This window comes from Amycolatopsis tolypomycina (assembly GCF_900105945.1).
GTDB lineage: Bacteria > Actinomycetota > Actinomycetes > Mycobacteriales > Pseudonocardiaceae > Amycolatopsis > Amycolatopsis tolypomycina.
On sequence record NZ_FNSO01000001.1, the window covers coordinates 67136 to 83041 of the forward strand.

Annotated in this window: 17 protein-coding genes; 12 read left to right on the forward strand and 5 right to left on the reverse strand. The window is 72.8% G+C overall.

The features are described from left to right. Positions 1 to 3: 3 nt before the first annotated feature. The 5 genes from purU to BLW76_RS00425 all read right to left on the reverse strand — a co-directional run bounded on the left by purU (position 4) and on the right by BLW76_RS00425 (position 3605). On the reverse strand, positions 4 to 879 hold the full coding sequence (purU, locus tag BLW76_RS00405; protein WP_208613177.1) for a formyltetrahydrofolate deformylase: 876 nt from the start codon (positions 877 to 879) through the stop codon (positions 4 to 6). A gap of 15 nt (positions 880 to 894) precedes the next feature. Further along, a complete protein-coding gene (locus BLW76_RS00410) occupies positions 895 to 1578 on the reverse strand; it encodes a maleylpyruvate isomerase family mycothiol-dependent enzyme (RefSeq protein ID WP_091303814.1) in 684 nt (227 codons plus the stop codon). Next, a complete protein-coding gene (locus tag BLW76_RS00415; RefSeq protein WP_091303818.1) occupies positions 1469 to 2191 on the reverse strand; it encodes a DedA family protein in 723 nt (240 codons plus the stop codon). Before BLW76_RS00415 ends, BLW76_RS00410 begins: the two co-directional genes overlap by 110 nt. A gap of 128 nt (positions 2192 to 2319) precedes the next feature. Beyond that, positions 2320 to 3120 carry an SAM-dependent methyltransferase gene (locus tag BLW76_RS00420; RefSeq protein WP_091303819.1) on the reverse strand — a complete coding sequence of 267 codons (801 nt, stop codon included), beginning with the start codon at positions 3118 to 3120 and terminating at the stop codon, positions 2320 to 2322. Beyond that, positions 3099 to 3605: a DUF2505 domain-containing protein gene (locus BLW76_RS00425; RefSeq protein WP_091303820.1), complete on the reverse strand. Its 507-nt coding sequence runs from the start codon at positions 3603 to 3605 to the stop codon at positions 3099 to 3101. The genes BLW76_RS00420 and BLW76_RS00425 overlap by 22 nt, the downstream gene beginning before the upstream one ends. 24 nt (positions 3606 to 3629) lie before the next feature. On the opposite strand from BLW76_RS00425, the gene BLW76_RS00430 reads away from it, so the two are divergent. From BLW76_RS00430 to BLW76_RS00485, 12 genes are all read left to right on the forward strand, one after another. Further along, positions 3630 to 4685, forward strand: coding sequence for a UDP-N-acetylmuramate dehydrogenase (locus BLW76_RS00430; protein WP_091303821.1), 1056 nt, complete (start codon positions 3630 to 3632; stop codon positions 4683 to 4685). Positions 4686 to 4845: 160 nt separating this feature from the next. After that, entirely contained in the window at positions 4846 to 6021 is a 1176-nt protein-coding gene (locus tag BLW76_RS00435; protein WP_091303822.1) for a L,D-transpeptidase, read from the forward strand. Positions 6022 to 6024: 3 nt separating this feature from the next. Then, a complete protein-coding gene (locus tag BLW76_RS00440) occupies positions 6025 to 6840 on the forward strand; it encodes an alpha/beta fold hydrolase (protein WP_091303823.1) in 816 nt (271 codons plus the stop codon). A gap of 23 nt (positions 6841 to 6863) precedes the next feature. Further along, on the forward strand, positions 6864 to 8168 hold the full coding sequence (mshA, locus tag BLW76_RS00445; protein WP_354842455.1) for a D-inositol-3-phosphate glycosyltransferase: 1305 nt from the start codon (positions 6864 to 6866) through the stop codon (positions 8166 to 8168). Next, the gene (locus tag BLW76_RS00450; protein WP_091303824.1) at positions 8165 to 8677 is read left to right on the forward strand and encodes a type III secretion system chaperone family protein; all 513 of its coding nucleotides are present in this window, start codon (positions 8165 to 8167) and stop codon (positions 8675 to 8677) included. The genes mshA and BLW76_RS00450 overlap by 4 nt, the downstream gene beginning before the upstream one ends. A 69-nt stretch (positions 8678 to 8746) precedes the next feature. Further along, positions 8747 to 9619 carry a DUF4349 domain-containing protein gene (locus BLW76_RS00455; RefSeq protein ID WP_208613178.1) on the forward strand — a complete coding sequence of 291 codons (873 nt, stop codon included), beginning with the start codon at positions 8747 to 8749 and terminating at the stop codon, positions 9617 to 9619. 442 nt (positions 9620 to 10061) lie between these two features. Then, on the forward strand, positions 10062 to 10811 hold the full coding sequence (locus tag BLW76_RS00460) for a phosphoglyceromutase (protein WP_091303828.1): 750 nt from the start codon (positions 10062 to 10064) through the stop codon (positions 10809 to 10811). 492 nt (positions 10812 to 11303) lie between these two features. Further along, positions 11304 to 11603 carry a hypothetical protein gene (locus BLW76_RS00465; protein ID WP_091303829.1) on the forward strand — a complete coding sequence of 100 codons (300 nt, stop codon included), beginning with the start codon at positions 11304 to 11306 and terminating at the stop codon, positions 11601 to 11603. 127 nt (positions 11604 to 11730) lie between these two features. Then, complete coding sequence (locus tag BLW76_RS00470) at positions 11731 to 12648, forward strand: hypothetical protein (RefSeq protein ID WP_091303831.1); 918 nt, start codon at positions 11731 to 11733, stop codon at positions 12646 to 12648. Next, the gene (locus BLW76_RS00475) at positions 12641 to 13996 is read left to right on the forward strand and encodes a peptidoglycan-binding protein (protein ID WP_091303833.1); all 1356 of its coding nucleotides are present in this window, start codon (positions 12641 to 12643) and stop codon (positions 13994 to 13996) included. The genes BLW76_RS00470 and BLW76_RS00475 overlap by 8 nt, the downstream gene beginning before the upstream one ends. Further along, positions 13993 to 14673 (forward strand): ABC transporter ATP-binding protein, encoded by a 681-nt coding sequence (locus BLW76_RS00480; RefSeq protein WP_091303835.1) that lies wholly within the window; start codon positions 13993 to 13995, stop codon positions 14671 to 14673. Before BLW76_RS00475 ends, BLW76_RS00480 begins: the two co-directional genes overlap by 4 nt. Continuing rightward, the gene (locus BLW76_RS00485; RefSeq protein ID WP_244169994.1) at positions 14670 to 15887 is read left to right on the forward strand and encodes an ABC transporter permease; all 1218 of its coding nucleotides are present in this window, start codon (positions 14670 to 14672) and stop codon (positions 15885 to 15887) included. Before BLW76_RS00480 ends, BLW76_RS00485 begins: the two co-directional genes overlap by 4 nt. The last annotated feature ends 19 nt before the right edge of the window (positions 15888 to 15906 follow it).

Here is a 15906-nt window from a genome sequence, read left to right on the forward strand (position 1 = left end):
GGATCAGAACACCACTGTCCGGTTGCCGTGCACCAGCACGCGGTTCTCCAGGTGCCACCGGAGGCCGCGGGCCAGCGTGACCTTCTCGATGTCGCGGCCCTTGCGGACCATGTCCTCGACCGAGTCGCCGTGGTCGACGCGGATGACGTCCTGCTCGATGATCGGGCCCGCGTCGAGGTCCGCCGTCACGTAGTGGCAGGTCGCGCCGACCAGCTTGACCCCGCGCGTGTGCGCCTGGTGGTACGGCTTCGCGCCGATGAACGACGGCAGGAAGCTGTGGTGGATGTTGATCGCCCGGCCCGCCCACTCGCGGCACAGGTCCGCGGGCAGGATCTGCATGAACCGGGCCAGCACCACCGCGTGCGGTTCGTGCTCGTCGACCAGCTTCCGGACCTGCTCGAACGCTTCCTGTTTGCCGTCGGCCGGGAACGGCACGTGGTGGAACGGGATGCCGTGCGCGCGGGTGATGTCGGCCAGCGACTCGTGGTTGCCGATCACCGCGGCGATGTCGACGTCCAGCTCGCCGGAGGCGACCCGGCCGAGCAGGTCGTACAGGCAGTGCCCGGCCTTGGAGACGAGGACCACCGCGCGGCGCCGCTCGCCGGTGTCGCTGACCTGCCAGCTCGACTCGGCGGAGAGGTCCGCGGCCACCTCGCCGAAGCGGGCGCGCAGCCCGGCGGCGTCGAACGGCAGCGAGTCGGCCCGGACCACCTGGCGGGTGAAGAACCAGCCCGTGTCCGGGTCCGTGTGGTAAGCCGCCTCGACGATCCAGCCGCCGTGGTCGGCGAGGAACCCGGAGATCCGGGCGATGATGCCGGTGCGGTCGGGGCAGCCGAAGGTGATGACGTAGCGGCGTTCGGGAGCGGTCACGCCGAGCATTCTCCCCCGCGCTGGTCAGGGCGCCGCGAGCGGTGCGAGCAGAGCCGGGTCGCCCACGACGGTCGCCGAGTTCGGGCGGCCCCACAGCGCGCGGTAGACATCGTCGGGGTCGCCGCTCAGCTCGACGTCCGGGGTGCCCGGCTCGCCGGCGCGGGCGTGCTCGCCCGGCGTCAGGTACAGGGCCCAGGTGCGCCCGGCGGCCGTGAGGTGGACCGTCGTCGCCACCGGGTAGCGGGGTGAGCGGCGCGGGACGAGGAACGTCGCGTACTCGTCGATGCCGTCGAGGGTGAACGCGGGGGAGAGCCGCGTCGCCGGGACGGGGTCGAGCGCGGACTCCGCGTCGAGCCGGTGGACCGCGGCCTCGTGCGCCATCCGCCGCGCCCAGTCGCCGACCGTGATCTCGAACCCGGGGAACGGCGAGCGCGCGGGCGTCTCCGGCGGCCGGCCGAGTGCTTCGCGCGCGGCCAGGCGCTGCCCGTCCCACCACCCGAGCAGGTCGTCCCAGTCCTCCGGCGGCGTCGCGTCCGGCTCGCGGTTCATGGCCGTCGCGACGGCGAAGGCGTGTACCCAAGCCAGGTGCCGGATCAGGTCATGGATAGTCCACTTCGGACAGTTCCGGACCGGGGCCGCCGGGCCCGCCGCCAGCGCGGCCCGCTTCAGCGCGTCGGTGTGGACGTCGACGACCTCGAGGAAATCCATCCGCCGACCGTAGCGCGCGCAGCCTGAGCCGCCGTCCAAACTCGATCGCGCCGACCAGGCCGAGCCCGAGGCCGAACGACAGCAGCAGGCCCTTCACCGGCTCGTCCGCGAAGGTCGCTCCGCCCGCGAAGCCGATCAGCACGCTGTACACGGCCCAGATCGCCGCCCCGGCCGCGTCGAGCGGCACGAACCGGCGCAACGGGTAGCCGAGGCTGCCGTTCGCGAGCGCGCTGGCGACCCGCCCGCCCGGCAGGTACCGGGCCGCGACGATGAGCAGCCCGCCGTTGCGCCGCACCTGGTCGCGGGCCCAGGCGTACCGGCGGCGCCCGTCCGGCCCGCGCTGCAGCCGCGCGATCGCCCGCGGACCGGCGGACCGGCCGACGGCGTACCCGAGGCAGTCACCCGCCCACGCCCCGCCGGCCGCCACCGCGGCGAGCAGGGCGAGCCGCGCCGGATCGGGCCCGAGCAGCACGGCGACCGTGACGACGGTGGTCTCGCTGGGCATGAACGGCAGCAAAGCGTCCAAACCGGACACGGCGAAGACGAGCACCCACAGCCACGGCGAGCCGAGCGCGTCACGCAGCAGCTCGGTGACCTGCCCCAGGAGTTCCACGGCTCAATGGTGATCACCGCAGGTCACCCACGGGTGACGCAGCGGGGGTGGCCCGGTGAACGTCATGAAAGAGTCGTTCATGTCACCGGACGTCATGAAAGAGTCGTTCATGACGTCGCCGCCGCGCTTCAGGCGGGGGCGACCGCCGGCCAGGGGACCGTCAGCTCGCCGAGGCGGATCCGGGACGGCGGGCCCAGCACCGGCCAGCCCCGCGCGGCCAGCAGCCGGGCCGTCTCCAGCCAGCGGGAACGCACGCCGAACGCCTGGTGCGGAGCCGCCGTCGCCCAGCACGCGTCCAGTGCCGTCAGCAGGTCGTGCACCCGCTCGCCCGGGACGTTCCGGTGGATCAGCGCCTTCGGCAGCCGCTCGGCGACCGTCGACGGCCTTTCCAGTCCGGCCAGCCGCATCGAGAGCGTCAGCGAGACCGGACCGGCGCGACCCACCAGCACCCAGGACGACAGCCTGCCGATCTCGTCGCACGTGCCCTCGACCAGCAGGCCCTCGGCGGGCATCGAGTCCAGCATCAGGCCCCACGCGCCGGCGACCTCGTCCTCGGCGTACTGCCGGAGCACGTTGAACGCCCGCACCAGCACCGGGCGCGTCCCGGCCAGCTCGAACCCGCCGCGGCGGAAGTCCAGCAGCGGCGGTGCCGCGGCCGGCAACGCGGCCTCGACCCGCACCGGATCCAGCTCCAGGCCCAGCACGCGGACGTCCGGCCGGACGCGGCGCAGCCGGCGGGCCAGCTCGACCGTCGTCACCGGGGAGGCGCCGTAGCCGAGGTCGACCACCAACGGTGCGTCGACCGCGCGGAGCAGCCGCGACGTCCGCGGCGACGAGGCGATCCAGCGGTCCACCCGGCGCAGGCGGTTCGGGTTGGTCGTGCCGCGGGTCGGTGCGCCGACCGGGGTCAGTTTGGTTCGGTGAGCCACTTCGCCGTGAATTCGGCTTCGCGCTCCAGCAGCTTCGTGACCTGCTCGGCGATCACGCTCTCCAGCTTCCCGCCGAACAGCGGGATGCGGACCGAGACCTCGCCGCTGATCCGCAGCACGGTCCGGTCGCCGTCGGCCAGCAACGCGGTCCGCGCGGAGATGTCGCCCGGGACGCCGCCGACCTCGACCGTGGCGTTGCCCTGCCGTCCGGTGCCGTCCTTGCTCACCCGCCAGGTCTGCGTGCGGGTGACCATCAGGTCGCCCTTGTGCAGCGTCCGGACCGCCTGCGGCAGCTTGTCCGCGCTGATGCCCTGCCGCAGCTGGTAGCGCAGGTCCGTGCCGGACACCTCGTACGCCAGTAGGGCCGCGTCGTGGCCGCCGAGCTCCGCCAGGCGCGCCCGCAGCGCCGGCTCGCCCGCGACGGCCGCGTACGTGGCCGCGACGTCGGCGGCGAACTCGGCGCGGTGCTCGATCCGGGATCCCATGAGCCGGACAGTACCGTCAGACGCGTGAACTCCGCCCGAACTCCCGCCCTCCCGAAGCTCGCCGCGTACACGACGCTGCGCCTCGGCGGCCCGGCCCGCCGCTTCGTCAGCGCCGTGACCAGCGAAGACCTCGTCGCGGCCGTCCGCGAGGCGGACGCGGCGGGCGAGCCGGTGCTGCTGCTCGGCGGCGGCTCCAACCTGGTCGTCGGCGACGCGGGGTTCGACGGCACGCTCGTCGAGGTGGCGAACACCGGCTGGCGCCGTGACGGCGAACACGTCGAAGTCCAGGCCGGCCAGAACTGGGACGCCTTCGTCGCCGGCCTGGTCGAGGCCGGGCTGGGCGGGCTCGAATGCCTCTCCGGCATCCCCGGCAGCGTCGGGGCGACGCCGATCCAGAACGTCGGCGCGTACGGCTGCGAGGTCGCCGAGTCCATCGTCTCGGTCGAGCTGTACGACCGCGGGACGCGCGAGGTGCGCACGCTCAAGGCCGACGAGCTCGGTTTCGCCTACCGCACCAGCGTTTTGAAGGGCACGGACACCGGAGTCGTCCTTTCTGTCCGGTTCGAGGTCCGCGAAGACGGCCTCTCCGCTCCCATCCGCTACGCCGAGCTGGCGCGCACGCTCGGCGTCGGGATCGGCGCGCGCGTCCCGGCCGCCGACGCGCGCTCCGCGGTTCTCGAGCTGCGTCGCGGCAAGGGCATGGTGCTCGACCCGGCCGACCACGACACCTGGAGCGCCGGCTCGTTCTTCACCAACCCGATCGTCCCGTGGGCCGAGGCCGAAGCGGTGGTGAAGCGGATCACCGAGACTGTCGGCGCCGAAGTGCCGCAGTACCCGGCCGACGGCGGCGTCAAGCTGTCCGCGGCCTGGCTCATCGAGCGCGCCGGCTTCGCCAAGGGGTACCCCGGTCCGGGGAACCGTGTTTCGCTGTCGACGAAGCACACCCTGGCGCTGACGAACCGCGGCGACGCGACGACGGAGGACCTGCTCGCCCTGGCCCGCGAGGTCCGTGACGGCGTCCACGAGCGGTTCGGCGTCCGGCTGCACCCCGAACCGCTGCTGATCAACTGCGTGATTTGAGCCGAACCGGGCAACCCGTACGTGTGTAGGACGTCTTTGTCGACAAAGACGTCCGCCACCTGAACGGTTGGTCTTGACCTTCCAGCAGGTAACGTCGGCTGGGCCACCAGCGCTAAAGGCGTGTGCCCGCTGGTCGGCGGGGGATTCCAGGAGGTTTTCGGTGATCGAACGGCGTACGGTCTTCAAGGCTGCTCTGGCGGCTGGAGCCGCACTGGTCGCCGCCGCGTGTTCGAGCGAGAACGGCGGCACCGCGCTGCCCACCGGGGCGGCCGGCGCCGACGGCGAGGGCGCGAAGCCCGTGGCGAAGATCACGGCCGAGCCCGCCGCCGACGCCAAGGACGTGCCGGTCCTCAAGCCCGCCGTGCTCAAGGTCGCCGACGGCAAGCTCACCGAGTGCAAGCTGAGCGCCGAAGGCGGCAAGGACGTCAAGGGCGACCTCGCGCCGGACGGGCTCACCTGGACCAGCTCCGAGCCGCTCGGGTACGGCAAGACCTACACCTACTCGGCCAAGGCCACCGGCAGCGACGGCAAGCCGGTCGAGTTCACCGGCAAGTTCACCACCATCACCCCGGCCAAGCAGGTCCGCGCGACGCTGAACCCGGCCGACGACCAGACCGTCGGCGTCGCCATGCCGATCAGCGTCAAGTTCGCGTCGCCGGTCAAGGACCGCAAGGCTGTCGAGAAGGCCCTGTCCGTGAAGACGGACAAGGAGGTCGAAGGCGCGTGGGGCTGGCTGTCCGACAGCCAGGTCGACTACCGGCCGAAGGAGTACTGGCCGCAGAACATCACCGTGAACGTCGAAGCGAAGCTGTACGGCGTCGACCTCGGCGGCGGCGCGTACGGCAAGGCCGACGTCACCACGAAGTTCAAGATCGGCCGCAACCAGGTGGTCAAGGTCAACACCCCGGACCACCAGATGCGCGTCTACCGCAACGGCGCGCAGGTCAAGAGCTACCCGTGCGCGAACGGGCTGGACGCCGAGGTCGACCGCAACACCCCGAACGGCACCTACATCATCATGAGCAAGGAGCCGTCGGCGATCTTCGACAACGCCCGCTACGGCTACACGAACGTCAACAAGAAGTGGGCCTGCCGGTTCTCCAACCACGGCGAGTTCATCCACGAGAACCAGGACAACGCGGCCAACATCGGCAAGAACAACAACTCCCACGGCTGCGTCAACCTGCTGGAAGCCGACGCCAAGGACTACTTCGACTCGGCGATCATCGGCGACCCGGTCGAGATCACCGGCTCGAAGCTGTCCCCGCCGATGAACTCCGACGTCAAGGACTGGAACTTCAGCTGGGCGGCCTGGCAAGGGCTGGGAGCGAAGTAGCCGGTGCGCACCGAAGTCGTCGGGCACGGCGGGGTCCGGCTCGGCCTGCGGGTCGAGGGCGAGGCGAACAGCACGCCGATCGTGTTCGTGCACGGCTGGGCGCAATCGGCCCGGTGCTGGGACGCGCAGCTCGCCGACCCGGCACTGTCCGAGCGGTGCCGCCTGGTCGCAGTGGACCTCCGGGGCCACGGTGCCTCCGACGTCCCGGTGACCGGGTACGACAACCCGGAAGTCTGGGCCGACGACCTCGCCGCCGTGCTCGACTTCGCCGGCCCGGACGCGGTCGTCGTCGCCTGGTCCTACGGCGGCCTGGTGCTGACCGACCACATCCGGGTGCACGGCACCGCACGGCTACGCGGCCTCGTGCTGGTGGGCGCCATCACCGAGATCGGCCGCGACCGGCCGGGCGGGCGCGTCGGCCCGTTGATGCGCGAGCACATGCGCGCGATGCTTTCGGACGATCCGGACATCGCGGTCCCGGCGCTCACCGCGTTCAGCCGCGGGATGGCCACCGGGCCGGTGCCCGGCGCGCAGGTCCAGGCCCTGCTCGGTGCTTCTCTCAGCGTGCCGCCTTCGGTCCGCTCGGCGCTGTTCCGCCGGGACGTCGGCAGCGGAGAAGTGCTGGCCGGGATCGACAAACCGACACTGGTCGTGCACGGTACGGCCGACCGCGTGATCGAGCCCTCGGCGGCCGAGCACGCCATCGGGAAGATTCCGGGTGCGGTCGGGCGTTGGTTCGTTGACGGGGGGCACGCGCCCTTCGCCGAGTCCGCGGCCGAGTTCGACGCGGCGCTCCGGCAGTTCGCCGAGGAATGCTGAAGTACGCAGGAGACGTGACCAAGGTGACCAGCAACATCCGAAGGTTCCGCGCTGTGCCGCGCCGGATCGCGGTGCTGTCCGTGCACACCTCCCCGCTCGAGCAGCCCGGAACGGGCGACGCCGGCGGGCTGAACGTCTACGTCAGCCAGACCGCGACCGAGATGGCCCGCCGCGGCGTCGAGGTCGAGGTGTTCACCCGGGCGACCGCGTCCGGCCAGCCGCCGGTGGCCGAGCTGGCGCCCGGCGTGACCGTGCGGCACGTGCCTGCCGGCCCGTTCGAGCCGCTCGGCCGCGACGAGCTGCCCGCCCAGCTGTGCGCGTTCACCTCCGGCGTGCTGCGCACCGAGGCCTTCCACGAGCCCGGCCACTACGACCTCATCCACTCCCACTACTGGCTGTCGGGCCAGGTCGGCTGGCTCGCCCGCGACCGCTGGTCCGTGCCGCTCGTGCACACCGCGCACACGCTGGCGAAGGTGAAGAACGCCGCGCTCGCCGAGGGCGACAAGCCGGAACCGCGCACCCGCGTGATCGGCGAGGAGCAGGTGGTCGCCGAGGCCGACCGGCTGGTCGCCAACACCGCGGTCGAGGCGCGCCAGCTCATCGACCTCTACGACGCCGCGCCGGACGCCGTGCACGCCGTGCCGCCGGGCGTCGACCTCGAGCGCTTCACGCCGGGATCGAAGTCCGTCGCGCGCGCCGAACTCGGCCTGGCCGACGAAGACGTCGTGCTCGCCTTCGCCGGCCGGATCCAGCCGCTGAAGGCGCCGGACGTGCTGCTGCACGCCGCGGCCGCCATGCTGCGCCGCCGTCCCGAGCTGGCCGCGCGGCTGGTCGTGCTGATCGTCGGCGGGCCGTCGGGGACCGGGCTGGAGCAGCCGCAGGCGCTGCGCGAGCTCGCCGTCGCCCTCGGCATCGAGCGGCAGGTCCGGTTCCTGCCGCCGCAGCCGGGCGAGGCGCTCGCCCGGGTCTTCCGCGCCGCCGACGTCGTCGCGGTGCCCAGCTACAACGAGTCGTTCGGCCTGGTCGCCCTCGAGGCGCAGGCCTGCGGGACGCCGGTCGTCGCGGCGGAGGTCGGCGGGCTGCCGGTGGCCGTGCCGCACGGCGTCTCCGGGCTGCTGGTGCCCGGGCACGGCGCCGACGAGTGGGCGGACGCGCTGGCCGCCGTCGCGCTCCGGCCGGACCGCCGCGCCGAACTCGGCGCCAACGCCGTCGTGCACGCGCGCCGGTTCTCCTGGCGCCGCACGACGGACGCGCTCCTCGACATCTATGCTCAGGCCACGAGCGCGTTCTCCCGCGCGCTGGACCTGCGCGCGGAGGTGGCGGTGTGAGCCTGGACGAGCTGATCCGGTCTACTTTGGACTCCGCGGAGCTGAAGTACGACAGGCGCGGGCCGGGCAAGTACTTCGTCACGCTGCCGGGCACGAAGAAGCTGCAGACGAACGCGTGGCTGGTCGACGGCGACCACGCGTTCTCGGTGGAGGCCTTCGTCTGCCGCCGTCCCGACGAGTCCCATGAGGACGTCTACCGGTTCCTGTTGCAGCGCAACGCCAAGCTCTACGGGGTGCACTACACAGTGGACAGTCTCGGCGACATCTACCTGGTGGGCCGGTTCGGCAAGGAGACCATGAGCGCCGACGAGCTCGACAAGGTGCTCGGCCAGGTGCTGGAAGCGGCCGACGGCGACTTCAACACGCTGCTCGAGATCGGCTTCGCGACGTCGATCCGGCGCGAGTGGGACTGGCGCGTCTCCCGCGGTGAATCGTTGGCCAACCTCCAGGCGTTCAAGCACCTCGTCACCCCGGAGAAGCCGCACGAACCCGGCTTGACCGAGTCGTGACCGAGGCCGTGCAACGGCCCTGAACCGGACATCCGTCTCCTCATCAGCCAAACTGGAGGGAGACGCAGGATGCGGACCAGATGGAGAGCCGGGCTCGCGGCCGTGGCCGTGGCGTTCGTGCTGGCGGGGTGCTCGGCGGCGCAAGAGGGTAAATCGTCCATGGCGGACAGTGCCGGGGCCGGGCCGGTGCCCGCCGCGCCGCAGCAGGGCAACGGCAACGCCGGCCAGGAGAAGGTGACGCCGCCGCAGCCCGGCGCGACCGATCGCAAGCTCGCGCGCAGTGCCCGGCTCGAACTGACCGCCCCCAAGGTCACCGACGTCGTCGCGCAGGCCCGCAGCGTCGCACAGGGCGCCGGCGGCTACACCGGCCAGGAGAGCACCGGCGACGAGCTGGCGACGCTCAGCCTCGCCGTGCCCGCCGACAAGCTCGACGGCGTGCTCGACCAGCTGTCGCACCTCGGCAGCGCGCTGGTGAAGCGGGAGCTGAACACCCAGGACGTGACCGAGAAGGTCGTCGACGTCGAAGCCCGGCTGGCGACGCAGCGGGCGTCCGTGGAGCGGATGCGCGCGTTGCTCGCGAGGGCGACTTCGGTGTCGGAGATCGCTTCGGTGGAGAGTGAGCTCACGAGCCGCGAGGCGACGCTCGAGTCGCTGCAGCAGCAGCGGAACTCCCTGGCCGGCAGCGTCGCGATGGCGACGGTGGCGATGACGATCCGCAGCGTCGCCGCGCCGCCACCGCCGTCCGAAGACCGCAGCGGGTTCCTCGGCGGGCTGGCCGGCGGCTGGGAGGCGTTCCTGATCTTCGGCGGCGGCCTGCTGACGGTGCTGGGCGCGATCGCGCCCTTCCTGCTGTTCCTCGCCCCGCTGGGCTGGCTCGGCTGGTGGCTGCACCGCCGTCGCCGTCCGGTGGCGGCACCGGAACCGGCGCCGACCGAGAGCTGAACGGAACAGGCGGGACGGCTCGAGGGAGGGGGAGTCGCGATCTCGAGCCGCCCCGCTGAAGTTCCCGCCGATCAGGACCCGGTGACGAGGGGGGTGCCAACGGGGCCGGCGGGCCGCGGCTCGGCAGGGGGGAGACGAGCCGCGGTCGACGCCCGATCGGGCCGGGGAGTGCGTGGAATCCGGCCGCTCGGGACTTAGTCAACCTGTCAGATCCCGGCCGGTAATCACAAGACTACCGGCTAGCCCGTTCGAGTGAACTTCGGAAACATCGATAACGGTGCGCAGTCCACGGCCGGGATTTTGCGCGCTGTTGGCACCTGGACTTGTCGAAGAGTGAGGTGTTACTGCTCGGTAACACACTCTGGGTAGGACGGTCGGTGCGATGTCGGTGCGGTGGAGGTCACCGGTCGGTTGCGGGGCGCGTTCTGGCAGGCTGTCAGGCATGGCCGAGATTGGGACGTTGGTGCTGCTGCGGCACGGGCAGAGCACGTGGAACGCGGAAAACCTGTTCACCGGCTGGGTGGACGTACCGCTGTCGGAGCAGGGCGAGGGCGAAGCCCGCCAGGGCGGCCGGCTGCTGGCCGACGCCGGGCTGCTCCCGGACGTGGTGCACACCTCGCTGCTGCGCCGCGCGATCGCCACGGCGAACATCGCACTGGACGCCGCGGACCGGCACTGGATCCCGGTCAAGCGCGACTGGCGGCTCAACGAGCGTCACTACGGCGCGCTGCAGGGCAAGGACAAGAAGCAGACGCTGAACGAGTTCGGCGAGGAGCAGTTCATGCTCTGGCGCCGCTCGTACGACACCCCGCCGCCGCCGATCGACCCGAACGACAAGTGGAGCCAGGCCGGCGACGCCCGCTACGCGAACCTCGGCGACGCGGCCCCGCTGACGGAGTGCCTGAAGGACGTCGTCGAGCGGCTGCTGCCGTACTGGGAGTCCGAGATCGTGCCGGACCTGCGCGCGGGCAAGACCGTGCTGGTCGCCGCGCACGGCAACTCCCTGCGCGCACTGGTCAAGCACCTCGACGGCATCTCCGACGCCGACATCGCGGGCCTGAACATCCCGACCGGCATCCCGCTGCGCTACGACCTGGGCGAAGACCTCAAGCCGCTGAAGCCGGGCGGCGAGTACCTCGACCCGGACGCCGCCAAGGAGGCTGCTGCCGCGGTGGCGAACCAGGGCCGCTGAGCGCCGAGACACCGAAGGCCACGTCGTGGGACCGCGAGTCCCGCGACGTGGCCTTCACGGTTTCCGGGGCAATTTCTGCCGGCTGCTCGTTATTCGGCCGGGCTGCCGCCCGTTCGGGTAGTTTTGTTGGCCTGTAACAACTTCCTCCCCCCACCCGGCTCCGCCGATGGGGTGAACCTGATCCGTCGGCCCGCGGATCATGGCCGGATGTCCGGTTCTGCGATATGTTTCCCCTTGGGAGGGCTTTCTGGCAGCGGGGGTTTCCGGGGGAGCAGCAGTAAACCACGCGGCGGTCGCCGCGTGATTCGTAGCGTTTTCCCGGGTTCGCTGAACATTCCGCGGTACTTCCGGTGAGTCCTCCGGTTCTGGCGTCGAGCCGCGAACCAGAGGGGGTGAATGACGCTCGACGGCGCGATGGAAGTCGAACTGCGGTGAGTGCGCGTGCGCGCTCTTCCGCGTAACGATTCTCATTCGAGATGGGGTTATCGAACCATGCGCAAAACCATTGTCACGGTCGGCGCGGCGGTGGCCGCCTTCCTGATGGTCGGCACGGGGGTCGCTTCGGCAGGCTGGCACGGCGACTACCTCGGCAGCGGCATCCGCATCCGCAGCGCCCCGGTGACCGGCAGCACCAACGGCCTCGGCTACCCCGGGCAGGGCGAGTGCACCACCGTCGCCCAGCTGGCGAGCGACGGCTACTACTGGGGCTACCACCGCAACGACACCACGGGCGTCATCGGCTGGAGCCGCGGCGACTTCCTCAGTGTCGACGGCAGTGGCTGCAGCTTCTGATTCCCACGGTGATTCCCGGCGGGAATCGCACTGACACATAACGGTTCCCGGGACGGTGCGCGCCCGCCCCGGGAACCGTCGACATTTCCGTTCCTGTCCCTTTCCAAGAGTGGTAACGTGACGCCGCATGAAGCGATTTTCGGTTCTCATTCCGGTCCTGGGGGCGCTTCTGGTCCTGGGTGCCGCGTGCTCGGATCCCCCCGCCGGTGATCCGGGCGCCGCCGCGGCGCTGCCCGAACCCGTCATCCCGGCGAACCCGCCGCCGGCTCCGGCGGCCGCCGGTGAGGTGCACCTGCCGCTCGACCCGTACGTCGGGCTGGCCAAGGGGCACCGGGAAACCCTCGAGAAGGCGAACGCCATCCTCATCGCGAAGTGCATGCGGGACAAAGGCTTCTCCTACCAGCCCGCGAGCTCGGGCGGCGCCGAGCGGCCGAGCGCGTCGCTGCCCGACTACGGGCTCAACGACATCAAGGCCGCCCGCGAATCCGGGTACTCGCCGCCCGGCAGCGGCAGCATCCAGGCGGCCGCCGAACAAGGGCGGATCCCGACGCTCGACAAGCTGGTGCAGGACCACGGCGCCGCGTACGTCAAGGCGCTCTACGGCTTCCTGCCGCCGGACACCTCGGGCTCGGGCGGCTGCCTGAGCACGGCCGTGGTCAGCGCCCCCGAATACGACCGGCTCGACAAGGAACTGCCCGGGCGGCTCGTCGGCCAGTCGGGCGAGCGGACACAGGGCGACCGCCGGGTGGTCGCCGCGATGGGCGCGTGGAGCGCCTGCATGGCGGAGTCCGGGTTCTCCTACAAGTCCCCGGCCGAGCCGCGGCGGCAGAAGTGGCCGTCGCCGCCGTCGCCTGCCGAGCTCGCCACCGCCGTCGCCGATGTCACCTGCAAGGCCCGGACGAACCTTCCGGGCGTGTGGCTGGCCGTGCAGACCGGCTACCAGCAGACGCTGCTGGAGCAGAACGCGCCGGCGCTGAAGCAGCTGCAGGACGCCTGGCAGGCCGTGCTGAAGAACGCCGAACAGATCGTCGCGACCGGTGGCTGACGAGCCGGCCCCGGGCGGGAGCGTGCTGCGCCGCCGTCGCCGCGTCCTGCTCCTGGCCGTCGGCGGGCTCGTGCTGCTGACCGTCGGCGGGGTGCTCGGCGCCACCTTCGTCAAGTCGCCGGCGCAGGTCGCCGCCGAGCAGGCGCCGGTGACGCCGTCGGTGCTCACCGCGCCGGTGACGCGGCAGGTCGTCGGCGCCACCGTGGTGCTGCGTGGCACGGTGGCGGGCGCGCAGGACGTCGAGGTGACGCCCGCGCCGTCGGCCGGCGGCGAGGCCGCGGCCGGGGCCAAGCCGGTCGTCACCGCGGTCCGGAAGCAGGCGGGCGAGCTGGTCGCCGCCGGCAACGTGCTCGCCGAGGTGGCGGGCCGCCCGCTCGTCGCCCTGCACGGCGCCGAGCCCGCCTACCGCGACCTGCGGCCGGGCGACAGCGGCAAGGACGTCACCCAGCTCCGGCAGGCCCTGCAGGAGCTGGGCTTCTCGTCGGCGGGGGACGCGGCCGGCGTCTTCGGCGCGGCGACCAAGCGCGCCGTCACCGCCTACTACCGCTCGCTCGGCTTCAGCGCCCCGACGACCGGCGGCGCCACCGGCCAGGACGAGACGGCGCTGCAGGCGGCCGAGGACGCCGTCACCCAGGCCGAACGCCGGGTGCGGGACGCCAAGGCGGGCGGGGCGCCGACCGCGGTCGCCGACGCGGAAGCCGACCTCGCCACGGCCCGCAACCGGCTGGCCGGCCTGCGGACCCGCACCGGGCCGATGGTGCCGCTGGCCGAGTTCGTGTTCCTGCCGTCCTTCCCGGCGCGGGTGACGAAGTTCGGCGGGAAGGTCGGCGCCCCGGTCGAAGCACCGCTGGTGACGCTGTCGTCCGGGCAGCTCGAGGTGGCGGGCCGGCTCGACCCGGCGGACCGCACCCTGGTGCGGCCCGGCGCGGTGGCCGAGATCGACGCCGAGGTCACCGGGTTCCACGGCACCGGGAAGGTGACCGAGGTCGGGCAGCCGCAGGACGGCGCGAAACCGGGCGCGCAGGAGAACCAGACCCAGGGGCAGGCGTCCGGCCAGTCCTTCGTGCCGGTGACGATCACCCCGGACCAGCCGCTCGACGCCGGCCTGATCGGCCAGGACGTCCGGCTGACGCTGAAGTTCGCGCAGACCGCGGGGCCGGTGCTCGCCGTGCCGTCGGCGGCCATCACGTCGTCGGCCGACGGCCGCACGCACGTCGTCGTCGCCGCGGCCGACGGTGGCCAGCGCACGGTCGAGGTCCGCGCGGGCAAGTCCGGCGCCGGGCTGGTCGAGGTCGAGCCGGTCGCGGGCGGCCTGGCCGAGGGCGACCGGGTGGTGGTCGGCCGGTGACGGCGCCGGTGATCGCCCTGCGCGGGGTGCGGCGGACCTACCCGGGGACGCCGCCGGTGCACGCGCTGCACCCGGCCGACCTCGTCGTGCACGGCGGGGAGTACGTCGCGGTGGTCGGCCCGTCGGGGTCGGGCAAGTCGACGCTGCTGCACCTGCTCGGGCTGCTCGACGCCCCGACCGAGGGCGTCTACGAGCTCGACGGCCGGGACGTCGCCGCGCTCACGGACGCCGACCGCACCACCCTGCGCGGCGCCGCGATCGGGTTCGTCTTCCAGGCGTTCCACCTGCTCGCGCACCGCACGGCCACGGAGAACGTCGAGCTCGCCATGCTCTACAACCGCACGCCGCGGGCGCACCGGGCCGGGCTGGCCCGCGAGGCGCTGGACCGGGTCGGGCTCGCGCACCGGCTCGACGCGCTGCCCACGACCATGTCCGGCGGCGAGCGGCAGCGGGTGGCCGTGGCGCGGGCGCTGGTGAACCGGCCCCGGCTGCTGCTGTGCGACGAGCCGACCGGCAACCTCGACACGGCGACGACGCAGACGGTGCTGGACCTGTTCGGCGGCCTGCACGCCGACGGGCTGACGATCGTGATGATCACGCACGACCCGGTGGTCGCGGCCCGCGCCGGGCGGGTCGTCGAGATCTCCGACGGCAGGCTCCGCGAGCGTGTGCCGTGAAGCGCTCGGCGCTCGGCGTCAAGGACCTCGCCGCGGAGGCGCTGGCCGGGCTGCTCCAGCGGCCGGCGCGGTCGCTGCTGACGATGCTCGGCACGGTCGTCGGCACGGCGTCGCTGGTGGCGATCCTGGGCTTCACGGCGACGTCGGCCGGGCAGATCAGCGCCCGCTTCACGGTGCTTTCGGCCACCGAGGTCACGGTCACCGACGCCGGCGCGAGGACCCGCACGGTGGAGCCGGTGCTCAACTTCCCGGCCGACGCCGATCAGCGGGCCCGCGCGCTCAACGGCGTCGTCGACGCGGGCCGGTACTGGAAGGTGCCGGTGCCGCCGGGGACGCAGGTGAGCGCCCGGGCGCTGCCGGCGGCGCGGGACGCGCGCGGGCTGGACGTCTACGCGGTCTCCCCGGGCGCGTTGCGCGCGGCGCACACCCCGGTGACCACGGGCGCCCTGTTCGACGAGTTCCACGAGCGGCGCGCCGAGCGCGTGGCCCTGCTCGGCGCGGCCGCGGCGGCCCAGCTGGGCATCGGCAGGCTCGACTCGCAGCCGGCGGTGTTCGTCGGGAACGACGCCTACACGGTGATCGGGATCGTCGGCAGCCCGCAGCGCCTCCCGCAGGCCGGGCTGGGTGTGCTGATCCCGGCGGGCACGGCGGTGGCCCGCTACGGCGTGCCGTCCCCGGACGACCCGGCGAAGATGCTGGTCGAGACCCGGCTGGGCAGCGCGCAGCTGGTGGCGGGGCAGTTGCCGACGGCGCTGCGCCCGGACGCCCCACAGCTGCTGTCGGCGGCGGCCCCACCGGATCCCCGCACGCTGCGCGACAGCGTCACGGCGGACGTCGACAGCCTCTTCCTGCTGCTGGCCGGGCTGGCGCTGGTGATCGGCGCGGTGGGCATCGCGAACACGACGCTGGTCTCGGTGATGGAGCGGGCGGCGGAGATCGGCCTGCGCCGCGCGCTCGGCGCCCGGCGGCGGCACATCGCGGTGCAGTTCGTGGCGGAGTCCGGCGTGCTGGGCCTGCTCGGCGGGCTGGCCGGGGCGAGCATCGGGGTGCTGACCGTGGTGTTCGTGGCGCTGGCCCGCGGCTGGACGGCGGTGCTGGATCCGTGGGCGGTGTTCCCGGCGCCGCTGGTGGGTGCGGTGGTGGGGTTGCTGGCGGGGGCCTACCCGGCCGTGCGGGCGGCGTCGATCGAGCCGGTGGAGGCGTTGCGGGGCTGAGCTGGTGTCGCGCGTCCGA

Coding starts and splice junctions, on each gene's coding strand:
- purU (WP_208613177.1), bottom strand. CDS start 879: ATGCTCGGCGTGACCGCTCCCGAACGCCGCTACGTCATCACCTTCGGC.
- BLW76_RS00410 (WP_091303814.1), bottom strand. CDS start 1,578: ATGGATTTCCTCGAGGTCGTCGACGTCCACACCGACGCGCTGAAGCGG.
- BLW76_RS00425 (WP_091303820.1), bottom strand. CDS start 3,605: ATGGGATCCCGGATCGAGCACCGCGCCGAGTTCGCCGCCGACGTCGCG.
- BLW76_RS00455 (WP_208613178.1), top strand. CDS start 8,747: ATGCGGACCAGATGGAGAGCCGGGCTCGCGGCCGTGGCCGTGGCGTTC.
- BLW76_RS00460 (WP_091303828.1), top strand. CDS start 10,062: ATGGCCGAGATTGGGACGTTGGTGCTGCTGCGGCACGGGCAGAGCACG.
- BLW76_RS00465 (WP_091303829.1), top strand. CDS start 11,304: ATGCGCAAAACCATTGTCACGGTCGGCGCGGCGGTGGCCGCCTTCCTG.
- BLW76_RS00470 (WP_091303831.1), top strand. CDS start 11,731: ATGAAGCGATTTTCGGTTCTCATTCCGGTCCTGGGGGCGCTTCTGGTC.